We start from the raw sequence: 10365 nt of genomic DNA, 5'->3' as shown, positions 1-10365 counted from the left end.
AGCTTAGACATCCAGGGCAGAATAACGTTTGTAAATGACTTCCTTCTTAACCTTACAGGTTGGGATAAAGACGAGGTTATCGGCAAAGACTGGTTCGATACATTTATACCGCGTGAGCAGCGGGATCAAACTAGGCGCTTCTTCTTCGAGTCAATTGCCAAAGGTGAGATACTACCGCATTACGAGAACGACATTGTAACCAGTTGGGATGAGAGGCGCACCGTATCCTTTACCAATGTGCTTTTACGTGATTCTCGGGGCAAAATTCTTGGCACGGCAAGTATCGGCCATGACATCACAGTTGAAAAACAGGCAGCAGAAGATATTAGAGAATCAAGAAGGCAAGTTCTCGATATACTTGAGAGCATAACCGATGGGTTTTTCGCGGTCGACAACGACTGGCGCTTTACCTACGTAAATCACAAAGCCGAGCAGCTTCTAGGGAAAAGAAAAGAAGAGATCCTTTTTAAGAGCATGTGGGACGCATTTCCAGAAGTAGTGGGCACCAGGTTTTATAAAGAGTTTAAAAGAGCAAAAGAAGAAATGCTACCGCTATCTTTTGAAGAGTTCTACCCTCCGCTAAACAATTGGTTTGAAGTTCATGTCTACCCTTATAAAAATGGGCTTTCAGGCTACTTTGATGATGTTACCCTGCGCAAGCACACTGAGGAAGCATTAAAAGCAAGCGAAAAGAAGTTGCTTGATATTACTTCGGCGTTGGGCGAGGGAGTCTTCGTGCTAAACGGGGATGGCCGGCTCACTTTTATGAATCGTGAGGCTGAGCGGCTCTTAGGCTTTACCGAATCTGAATTGCTTGGCAAGGATGTCCATCCGATAATACACTACCAAAGGTCAGATGAAAGCCTGATACTTGCCAAAGATTGCCCAATACTAAATGTTATCGAAACCGGCAAAACCTATCATTCAGACGACGATGTTTTCACTCGCAAGGACGGCCGGTTGCTACCGGTTTCTTACGTTTCTACTCCTATTATAGAGAACGGCAGGGTCGTTGCTTCTGTGACGGCCTTCTACGATATTACCGAGCGCAAGCGTGCTGTGCAAAAGAAGAAACTCAAGCATCATGCTTGAGTTTCGATTCCGTCACCCGGCTGATCGAATTTGCCGGTAATTAGGCAAACTATTACCTAGCCTAGCCCCTCTAATGTACAGCGGAAATATTACGATAAAATTGTTATTAACAATAAGATTATCATATAGCTAAGGGGATATGGTAATTCATTTTTACGGCCTTACAACTCTTACACAGGGTCGAAGGGAGGAGTAGGTATGGCAAGATCTGCTACAGCAGCACAAACATCGTCGATACAGGCTGTTTTGCCCGTAGAGGGCATGTCGTGTGCTTCCTGTGTTGCAAAAGTCGAAAAAGCATTGCGAAACCTCAATGGCATAATCGATGCTAAGGTAAACCTTCTGGCCCACAAAGCCTATGTGGAATATGACCCGGACAAGATCGGGATACCGGATATGGTTAAAGCCGTGCACGACCTTGGTTACGAGGTCGTGCACGAGGAGGCGATGCTTCACGTAAGCGGCATGAGTTGTGCATCGTGTGTGGCCAAAGTAGAAAAGGTGGTTGGCGGTTTGACTGGGGTCACCGACTTGGTGGTAAACCTGCAGGCGGAAAGTGTGAATGTGGAGTTTTCTCCCGGTACGACGACCAAAGCCGAGATCAAGAAGGTTATTGGCGACCTCGGCTACGAAGCGACCGAGCGACTTCAGGGCCACGCCGCGTTAGACCGCGAGAAGGAAGCCCGCGAGAAGGAATTGAAGCGGCAGAAGCGCAACATGTGGATCGCGTGGCCGCTTTCACTCATCGTCATGCTGGGGATGTTCCAGCCCTACTGGATTTTTAAGGATATTGTGCCCATGTGGCTGCATAATACCTATCTCATGTGGGCGCTCACAACCCCGGTGGTATTCATTCCGGGCTGGCAGTTCTTCGTCAACAGCATTAACGGCCTGCGCCGTGGGGCCACCGACATGAACTTGCTGTATGCTACCGGTATTGGGGCGGCATATTTGATTGCAACCATTAATACGCTCTGGCCGGATGCCGGGTTTGGTGGTAAAGGGGCGACGTTCTTTGAATCCGCGGCATTGCTTACCGCCTTTGTCGTTTTAGGCCGCTACCTTGAGGCGCTCACCCGAGGTCGCGCATCAGAAGCGATTCGTAAGCTGATGAGCCTGCAGGCAAAGACGGCTCGCGTGATCAGGGGCGACCAAGAGATGGAGATCGCTGCAGACGACGTGGTGATTGGTGATGTTGTGCTGGTCAAGCCGGGTGAGAGCGTACCAGTTGATGGTGAGATCATCGATGGGTATTCTGCGGTTGACGAGTCCATGATCACCGGCGAGAGCATGCCGGTTGAAAAGAAGGTGGGCGATCAGGTTATCGGGGCAACCATTAATAAAACCGGGGCGTTTAAGTTCCGGGCCACCAAAGTTGGGATGGATACCGCACTTTCTCAGATCATCAAACTGGTGGAAGATGCTCAAGCCTCGAAGGCACCCATCCAGAAGCTGGCCGATTTCGTGGCCGGTCACTTCATCGCTGGCGTTCATGTTTTGGCGCTGGTGGTGTTTACTTTCTGGTTCTTTATGGGGTACGACCTTTTCTTTACCTCAGGAAGTCGGTTCGTTCTTTCACCGTACTCGCTGGGGAGCATCGGGGGTTTTGGGTTCTCGTTGCTTCTAAGTGTTACGACCTTGATTATCTCGTGCCCGTGCGCTTTGGGTCTGGCGACGCCGAGCGCCATGATGGCGGGAACCGGCAAGGGCGCAGAGCACGGCATCCTGTTTAAAGGGGCCGACTCCGTGGAGGCTACCTCCAAACTCCAGGCGATTGTCTTTGACAAGACGGGTACGCTCACCAAAAGGGAACCGTCCTTGACCGATGTTGTGGTAGCCCCGGGATTTGATCGTAGTGAAGTACTGCGGCTTGCAGCTATGGCCGAGAAAAACTCCGAGCATCCTCTGGGCGAGGCCATCGTCAGAGGTGCTAAGGATGAAGGGTTAGAATTAATAGATGTTGATGCCTTTAATGCTATCGTTGGCCATGGAATCGAGGTCAAGGTGGCAGAGAAAGAGCTTCTTCTCGGTAATCGTCGTCTGATGGCGGATCGCGGTGTCGAATTCGGCGACTTGTTGGCAGAGGCAGAGAGACTTGAGAACGATGGCAAAACCGCGATGTTGCTGGCAATCGATGATATACCTGCAGGCGTCATCGCCGTCGCGGATACATTGAAGGAAAACTCCAAAGTGGCCGTGGCAAGGCTTAAGGCACTGGGCATCCAGGTGGCTATGATTACCGGCGACAACCAGCGAACCGCCAGCGCGATTGCGCGCCAGGTGGGCATCGATACGGTCCTTGCTGAAGTGCTACCCCAGGATAAAGCAAGCGAGGTTAAGAAGCTTCAGGGGCAAGGGCTAAACGTGGCGATGGTCGGCGACGGCATCAATGATGCACCAGCCCTCGCCCAGGCGAACGTGGGTATCGCCATCGGCAGTGGAACCGATGTGGCCAAGGAAACCGGTGACATCGTCCTCATCAAAGATGATATAAGGGACGTGGTGTCGGCTATTGAGATAGGCCGTGCGACAATGCGCAAGGTTAAGCAGAATCTATTCTGGTCGTTTGTGTATAACACCTTGGGCATTCCTATCGGGGCCGGAATCCTCTATCCGTTCGTTGGCTTTCTGGTAAGCCCCGAGTTGGCTGCGTTTTTCATGGCCATGAGTTCGGTTTCGGTAACATTAAATACGCTGCTTTTGAAGAGATTGATACCGTCCATGCGTCGTGAGGAGGTGCGAGTGTGATGAATAATAAGATTGCTCGCGTGAGCGCGCTCGTCTACACCGCTCTATCTCTAGGCTTTTCGGCAATCTTTGTTGTCGCGACGTACTTGACCGGGGAGGATTATCCACCGGTTGCCCGGTGGGGTGGGTCTATCTGGGTGTTCGTATTGGCCTTGATAATAACCATGCCCATCGTGATTCCGTATATTAAGAAGAGGTACGAGAAGTAAGTCGGCGCGGCGAGTGCGTCAATACGAATGTTAACTACTTAAAACAGGGGGCGGGGAAGACTCCGCTCTTTGTTTTATGTGGAGATAGAGCCGAAATTATTACAAATTAACCAAAGAATCCCGCCTCCTAACCTCAAAATGGGTACGAACTATCCAAAACTAAAACCAGGGGATGGATAATATGGCGGAATTTGATGTCCTTGTTATCGGCGGCGGCATGGCGGGGAGTGCGGCCGCAAAAGCTGCTCGCGACTACGGTGTATCAGTTGCACTTGCCGATCCAGGTGAGCTTGGCGGCACATGACTTTGGCGGGGATGCATCCCAAAAAAGTCCTTGGTAAGGTCTTTGGATGTTTTTTCTACCGTTAAACGTGCTTCTGAGTTTGGCGTTGTTGTCAAAGATGGGGTTCGCCTTGATTGGCCGCGTGTGATTGAGCGCAAGCAGTATGCAACTAAGAACGCCGAGGGAGACAAAGCGGCAGATCTCAAAAGGCGGGGCATTGACTACTACAAAGAACCAGTTGTCTTTGTCTCACCCAATGAGGTTACCATAGGCGGTGAGCGAGCCCGTCCTAGAAAGATCATCATCGCAACCGGCTCTAAACCAAGTATGCCGCCAATTCCCGGAATTGAGTACGCCATAACAAGCGACGGCGCCCTTGAGATGAAAGAGCTTCCCACGTCGATGCTCATCATTGGCGGCGGCTTTATCGCCCTTGAGTTTGCCCATGTTTTTCACCTGGCAGGAGTCAAGGTAACTATCCTTGAAGCCAAAGACCGCCTCTTATCAACGGCAGATGGCGAGATATCGAACGCCATAAAAGACTCGTTTATCCGTCAAGGTATGGATGTCTATACAGGGGCAGGTGTTGCCGGTATCGAGGCACAAGATAGCAAAAGAGTTATTGCAGCAACGATAGCTGGTGAAGAGAAGCGATTTACCGCTGATGTTGTTCTAAATGCCACTGGACGTACTCCCTCGTTTGATACATTAAACCTGGACGCAGCAGGGATTCTTTACTCAAAGAAGGGCATCAAAGTTAACGAGTTTATGCAAACAAACATAGAGCACATCTATGCCGCAGGTGATGTCACAGGAGGATACATGCTAACCCCCGTTGCCTCGTATGAGGCTAGAGTTGCCGCTCAAAGCGCTGTCTCTGGTAATAGCCGAAAGATCGATTACCGTATTGTGCCGTATGCGGTCTTTTCCCGCCCGGAGATCGGAAGCGTTGGGCTCACCGAAGAGGAAGCTAAAGAAAAAGGCATAGATTACTCTCTTGCCTGGCTTGATTTTGCTACCGTTGGAGCAGCCGTTGTAAATGGCGAAACTGAAGGCTTTGCAAAGCTTGTCGTGGATAATAGCGACAGCCGAGTTATTGGTGGGCACATAATCGGCCACAGTGCGGCAGAGTTAATCCTAGAGGTTGCTATTGCTATGAAGGGCAACCTTACGGTAGATGATATTGCCGATACCATCTACATCCATCCCACGTTTTCCGAAGCGGTGGCCGGCGCTGCTGTCTCGCACGAGAAAGGGCACTTTGAGGCGTGCTGCGGGTAATTATCCGAGATTATACCCCTATAGGTATATCGAATAAATCCAATATTTACTAAAATAAGTAGTAGTTTGTTTAGGAGTGATATGTTTGGCTCGGAAAAACAAAACGTTGGTTACATCCCTGTTTGTGGGTTTTGTCGGTATCTTGGTCGCCATCGCTTTCATGCAAAATCCACCGCAGGCACCAGAAGAGCACAACCACGAAGGCGAACAGCAACAAAGCCAAGTTATGTCGGGCAAACTGCAAGATATCAACCTTTCAACAGCAAAAGTTGTAAACATCCAACCAAAAGAATTGGCTGATGCTAATTGTGCAAATGAGATTGCCGGAAGCCTTAACAAGTTAAATGCAGTGGGTGAACTCACTATAGATTTGGCCAAAAAGATAGTAACTGTTCAGTATGATTCGTCTAAGGTTAATGAAAACAAGATTCTCGAAGCATTTGCCGCTGTTCAACATGAAGCCGTCATACTTCAAAATCCAAATGGTCCCGGCACAGCCAACAATTAACTTTCCCATAAACGCAAAGACGATGCCAGCCCAGGCATCTGCAACAAAAAATATTGCTAAAAGTTATGGATGGTGAACCATAAAAGCGTATCCGGGTTCACGATAGTTTATAAGAAAAACCGCTGCAATCAAGAATAGAATTGCCCATGGGCACTTAAGCTAGGCAACGTTTTTTCATAGATGGCACCTGATTTCTCAACGATAAGCTTCACGACGATGCCTAATTCTAACAATCATTATTTCCTGGGAATTATCATCAATGATGTAAAGAATTCGATAATCACCTTGGCGAATCCGCCACTCTTCTTGATTTGTAAGCTTAACAGAACCTTGAGGTCCAGGATTATTGGCAAGTTCCCTTATTACGGTGGCAATCTTGCTTCGATAGACTGGAGCAAGTTTTATTAAATCTTTCTGTGCGCGCTCTTTTATTTTAAGCCGATACACCTGAGCGGCCCTCGAGTTCGGTCATGAATTCTTCGAAATCTCGCGCTGCTTCTCCTTCAGCAAGACGAAAGTCTCTAATGTCCTCAAGGTCTTCAAGAAGTTGCATTAGATCGTTATAACGATCAATATCCATCAAGACTGCCTTTGCTTTTCCATACTGGGTGATAAAGACAGGTTCCTTTTCCTCAGATAGACTTTTCAAAACTTTTGAAAGTTGCTCTCTAATTTCACTAGCGGGTAGTATTTTTACGGCCATTTTAACCCTCCTTTTGTACAATAAATGTTACAGTATATGTGGAATATTATCAATAAATTATTCGCTATGTGAGCCGCCACCGACCCTCAATCACCCGTAAGTAACGTTACCTGCTTTATGTCGAGATTCTTCAGCTCCGACACCAAACCTCTGACCTCAGGGCGTATTTCACTAGAAACTACCAGGTGACTGATTAGAGAATTGTTTTATATTTCTTCCTTCTACCAGTGCCTCAATTCCGCTGCCAAAGATTTGGCGAAAATTACAGGGCTCGCTGAGGGAGTAAATTACCGGGGTCCTCTAAGCAATAATACACCACTTACCAAGCTTACCAGCCCTAGAAGTAAGGCAGTTACCTTCAGCCAGGTGGGATGGGCCACGTTTATTTTGATCGGCTCGCCGATCGACGTATTGCCCGGCGTTTCGGTTGTCTGTTTTTCCTTCGTCAGCTACAGCTAGCGTGTAGCTGTTGGTGTGCTTAGGCGACATCGGCAGCCAAACGAAAGACAGGCCAACGACTAAAACTATCAGAAACACTATAAGAAACAAGTATTGAGCTATAAATCGATTATGCATACAATACCTCGATTACTCCAAATGCCTCACTATCGGTGTTAAGTAGGCGATAAGCGTAAGCATGAGCCAGAAAATTATTCCGATAGTGAGGAGCCTATTAATCACCGTGAAACGCGTTCTGTCTTCTTGGATGAGACTTCCTATTACTGGAATGAGGATTAAACCGATCAGAATTGCAATCGAGCCGATCAGTAAAGCGCCAACCCCAAAGATCCCCTCAAGCGGGACAAATGCCAAAAACGGCCACGGGGGTTTGGTTACCTCAAACTCTGGGACCGGCGCATTCAGTAATTTGGGAGGAAGGAAATAGGCCAGCGCAATAACGATGGCAAACAGGATTAAACCGTATCCGGTAAGATTCCTTAAATGTTCATAAAAAGTATGGCCCGTTGCTTTACTTTTCTCGTATTCTTCAGGACCTTCAAATGGCTTTGCAGAGATGCCGAAGCGCCTTATGTACAAGAAGTGAAGTACCACCAGTATAATAAAGAGGCTCGCAAATACGCCGATGTGGAGGCCACCCACCTAGCGAATACCATATGGTGTTCGCGTGTGATGGCACGGGGTAATCAAAAGCTGTTAAGCCAAGTATCTCCCGCCAACTTCTGCGTTTCGCTGATCCTGTTTTTATCCCTCTCTTAGTTATAAACCAACCACCTTTGACTCGGTCATACCCGGTCCGGCAAAGCCGGGATAGGTCTTATGCCAATCTGGCCCCACACCCGACTCTTTTTCAAGGTCAATGCCATATCGCTTGAACCAGGGTGTAGCCAGTTTTGCTGCGTGGTCGCTTACCTCTTTGAGATTTGCAATACCAGTAGTCTCCAAGTATTTATGCTGCTCTTCTTTAGATTCGTACTTGAACGCATCCTTCCAAATAGCACGACCCGCTATAAAGCCCGATGCGCCGCCGTTGCAGGCGATCTCGACCACCCCGGTAAATACCTCAAAATCTACGCCTGCGCTCAACACTACCCAGGGCACTTTGCTTTCTTCGGTAAGCTCAAGGCAATATTGCAAGGCTTCGTTCTCATCCATATCAAGGCTCGGAACTACCGGGAATTCGGCCTTATATAAGTCAATACCTAAAGCGGTTATATCTCTTGCAGTTCTTAAAACGAGGTCCGCTTTTTGGACAGCAAACTCAGGCGAGTGTTCATCGCCTTTTAGGGGATACACAAGGGTTTCAACGATGCACGGGATGTCGTATATTGCACACTCATCCGCCGCTCGCGCCACAAAGTCTCTAATTTGACCGGCAGTTGGGGCATCCGGGTTATAATAGACGAGGATTTTAACGGCGGTACCACCCATGCGCTTTATCTTTTCAACCGACCATCCGGGTATTATTTCTGCGCGCCTTGCATGTATATCGCCGGTGTACCCGCTCTTTTCTAGGCTTACTAAAAGGCCGGTGTCACCCGGTAAAATGCCGGTAGCGATCGCTTCTGAGGCCCCATACTCGGGATCTAAGAGAACCGCGCTCGCATGGGGTGCGAGCACTTCGCACAGCATAAGCTTTGCATCCCTTAACTCTTCATAGGTGATCGCATTAGGATTCTCTTTAGCCAGCATTTTCTTCAAGGAGCCGCGCTGGTCCATGGCGGCAATCCTTATTATTCCGTTACCATCAGCAATCTGCTGCAATCCCCTAATTTTTCCTATAGATAGCATTAAGGACTCCTTAACTACAAAAAACTAGCCCATCAACTCTCGTTTCTTTTGCTCGTATTCTTCCTTATTGATCTCACCCTTGGCGTACCGTTCGTTGAGAATCTCAAGTGCACGGCTAGCTGTCGGCTGGCCTGGTGGGGGTGCATACCTTCCCATGCTGGATTGCCGTACCAGCCACCAGATCAAAAACCCTACACCGACGAGTAATACAAGAGTGAAAATGAGGCTAATTATAGCGCCGAATCCCCCGGCGCCTCCAAAGCCACCTCCACCGCAGAATGGGCAAAACATAGTGATTCCTCCTTTAAGGTGCAAGTGTTTTTAAATAATCGATAACGTCGTTTAAATCCTGGTCCGACATGTGCCAGCGGGGCATGTTTGTGCTTAATGCACCGCCTGTTTCATGTTGGCCGCGCGTTATAGCCCTCTTAATTAGATCATCATTAAAGCCTTCTTTTATCAACGTCTTATACGTGATATCTGGCGCTGTAAATCTACCCATCATCACCGTTGTACCGCCTCGTCCATCGGGGCCGTGGCAATTCGCACAACCCCCGCCATGCATTTGAAACCAGAACGGGCCACCGGTAGCAGTTATCGTGTCCCTCGAGCTTGTCCCCGTAAAGAATATCTGCTCGCCGTTGCTCGAGAAACTACCTGAAGGAACCAGCGTGCGAGGTCCTCGAAACGGGGTCCTGACAGTACCGGGCTGGCTCGGTATAAATGCAAAGTAATTAAAAACGACAAGGCCGAGAATGCCAACGACAATAAGGATGATTGCGGTTGGTAAAAGCCACCTCATAGTTAACCTCCCATTTTTCTTAAGTTTATCCGGTTATACCCATTCATTGTCCGGGTAAACGAACTATCAGCACTAAGGCTTGGATCAAGCGGTTTTATGTCATTGATTCAGGAATGGAAAAGGTTTACATTTTGTATAAGAGGGTATATAACAACAAGCGATTGTTTTGTAAACCGAAGTTTGAAAAGAGGTGATCTCACATGATGTGGGGCTGGGGAAGCCTATTTGGTTTTGGAGGTATCTTTATGATGCTTATGATGGTTCTATTCTGGGGCCTTGTTATATTCGGAATCGTCTACGCTGTCAGAGCGCTTAGCGGCACTACGGGTACTGTCCGTTACGAGAACAGAAATACCGCTCTTGAGACTTTAAAAGAGCGCTATGCAAAAGGCGAAATAAGTACTGAGGAGTATGAAGAGAAGAGACGCACTCTTGCAAGCTGATCTTCTTCGATACCTATATTAATGGCGGGCTTTAGTGCTCGCCTTT

At 48.3% G+C, this 10365-nt stretch carries 13 protein-coding genes and 1 pseudogene; 8 read left to right on the top strand and 6 right to left on the bottom strand.

What is annotated here, in order from left to right; translation table 11 throughout:
- The 6 genes and pseudogenes from ACYC56_RS08955 to ACYC56_RS08930 all read left to right on the top strand — a co-directional run.
- On the top strand, positions 1-1092 hold a 1092-nt coding region (locus tag ACYC56_RS08955), incomplete at its 5' end, for a PAS domain-containing protein (protein ID WP_461373838.1).
- Positions 1093-1290: 198 nt separating this feature from the next.
- On the top strand, positions 1291-3840 hold the full coding sequence (locus ACYC56_RS08950) for a heavy metal translocating P-type ATPase (protein ID WP_461373837.1): 2550 nt from the start codon (positions 1291-1293) through the stop codon (positions 3838-3840).
- On the top strand, positions 3840-4049 hold the full coding sequence (locus ACYC56_RS08945; RefSeq protein WP_461373836.1) for a hypothetical protein: 210 nt from the start codon (positions 3840-3842) through the stop codon (positions 4047-4049). The genes ACYC56_RS08950 and ACYC56_RS08945 overlap by 1 nt, the downstream gene beginning before the upstream one ends.
- A 172-nt stretch (positions 4050-4221) precedes the next feature.
- Positions 4222-5172, top strand: a pseudogene (locus ACYC56_RS08940) (dihydrolipoyl dehydrogenase family protein); the annotation flags it as partial.
- A complete protein-coding gene (locus ACYC56_RS08935; protein WP_461373839.1) occupies positions 5155-5613 on the top strand; it encodes a hypothetical protein in 459 nt (152 codons plus the stop codon). The pseudogene ACYC56_RS08940 and the gene ACYC56_RS08935, both read left to right, overlap by 18 nt.
- An 85-nt stretch (positions 5614-5698) precedes the next feature.
- Positions 5699-6121 (top strand): heavy-metal-associated domain-containing protein, encoded by a 423-nt coding sequence (locus ACYC56_RS08930; RefSeq protein ID WP_461373835.1) that lies wholly within the window; start codon positions 5699-5701, stop codon positions 6119-6121.
- A 195-nt stretch (positions 6122-6316) separates the two neighbouring features.
- Here ACYC56_RS08930 and ACYC56_RS08925 read toward each other — a convergent pair whose 3' ends face one another.
- Both ACYC56_RS08925 and ACYC56_RS08920 read right to left on the bottom strand, forming a co-directional pair.
- On the bottom strand, positions 6317-6568 hold the full coding sequence (locus ACYC56_RS08925) for a type II toxin-antitoxin system RelE family toxin (protein WP_461373834.1): 252 nt from the start codon (positions 6566-6568) through the stop codon (positions 6317-6319).
- Positions 6555-6824 (bottom strand): type II toxin-antitoxin system Phd/YefM family antitoxin, encoded by a 270-nt coding sequence (locus ACYC56_RS08920; protein WP_461373833.1) that lies wholly within the window; start codon positions 6822-6824, stop codon positions 6555-6557. The genes ACYC56_RS08925 and ACYC56_RS08920 overlap by 14 nt, the downstream gene beginning before the upstream one ends.
- Before the next feature lie 252 nt (positions 6825-7076).
- Here ACYC56_RS08920 and ACYC56_RS08915 point away from each other — a divergent pair, with 252 nt between their 5' ends.
- Positions 7077-7283 (top strand): hypothetical protein, encoded by a 207-nt coding sequence (locus ACYC56_RS08915; RefSeq protein WP_461373832.1) that lies wholly within the window; start codon positions 7077-7079, stop codon positions 7281-7283.
- Between the two features lie 129 nt (positions 7284-7412).
- Here ACYC56_RS08915 and ACYC56_RS08910 read toward each other — a convergent pair whose 3' ends face one another.
- The 4 genes from ACYC56_RS08910 to ACYC56_RS08895 form a co-directional block, all read right to left on the bottom strand.
- Positions 7413-7925, bottom strand: a complete 513-nt coding sequence (locus ACYC56_RS08910; RefSeq protein WP_461373831.1) for a cytochrome b family protein — start codon at positions 7923-7925, stop codon at positions 7413-7415.
- Between the two features lie 117 nt (positions 7926-8042).
- Positions 8043-9074 carry a tagatose 1,6-diphosphate aldolase gene (locus ACYC56_RS08905; RefSeq protein ID WP_461373830.1) on the bottom strand — a complete coding sequence of 344 codons (1032 nt, stop codon included), beginning with the start codon at positions 9072-9074 and terminating at the stop codon, positions 8043-8045.
- A 24-nt stretch (positions 9075-9098) separates the two neighbouring features.
- Positions 9099-9365 (bottom strand): SHOCT domain-containing protein, encoded by a 267-nt coding sequence (locus ACYC56_RS08900; RefSeq protein ID WP_461373829.1) that lies wholly within the window; start codon positions 9363-9365, stop codon positions 9099-9101.
- A gap of 13 nt (positions 9366-9378) precedes the next feature.
- Positions 9379-9876, bottom strand: a complete 498-nt coding sequence (locus tag ACYC56_RS08895; protein WP_461373828.1) for a c-type cytochrome — start codon at positions 9874-9876, stop codon at positions 9379-9381.
- A 245-nt stretch (positions 9877-10121) separates the two neighbouring features.
- Between ACYC56_RS08895 and ACYC56_RS08890 the strand changes: the two genes are divergently transcribed.
- Positions 10122-10319: an SHOCT domain-containing protein gene (locus ACYC56_RS08890; RefSeq protein ID WP_461373827.1), complete on the top strand. Its 198-nt coding sequence runs from the start codon at positions 10122-10124 to the stop codon at positions 10317-10319.
- Positions 10320-10365: the final 46 nt, after the last annotated feature.

This window comes from Candidatus Aquicultor sp., from assembly GCF_054640775.1.
This window is presented reverse-complemented; position numbering and strand designations above follow the sequence as displayed.

Coding starts and splice junctions, on each gene's coding strand:
- ACYC56_RS08950 (WP_461373837.1), top strand. CDS start 1,291: ATGGCAAGATCTGCTACAGCAGCACAAACATCGTCGATACAGGCTGTT.
- ACYC56_RS08945 (WP_461373836.1), top strand. CDS start 3,840: ATGAATAATAAGATTGCTCGCGTGAGCGCGCTCGTCTACACCGCTCTA.
- ACYC56_RS08935 (WP_461373839.1), top strand. CDS start 5,155: ATGCTAACCCCCGTTGCCTCGTATGAGGCTAGAGTTGCCGCTCAAAGC.
- ACYC56_RS08920 (WP_461373833.1), bottom strand. CDS start 6,824: ATGGCCGTAAAAATACTACCCGCTAGTGAAATTAGAGAGCAACTTTCA.
- ACYC56_RS08905 (WP_461373830.1), bottom strand. CDS start 9,074: ATGCTATCTATAGGAAAAATTAGGGGATTGCAGCAGATTGCTGATGGT.
- ACYC56_RS08900 (WP_461373829.1), bottom strand. CDS start 9,365: ATGTTTTGCCCATTCTGCGGTGGAGGTGGCTTTGGAGGCGCCGGGGGA.
- ACYC56_RS08895 (WP_461373828.1), bottom strand. CDS start 9,876: ATGAGGTGGCTTTTACCAACCGCAATCATCCTTATTGTCGTTGGCATT.
- ACYC56_RS08890 (WP_461373827.1), top strand. CDS start 10,122: ATGATGCTTATGATGGTTCTATTCTGGGGCCTTGTTATATTCGGAATC.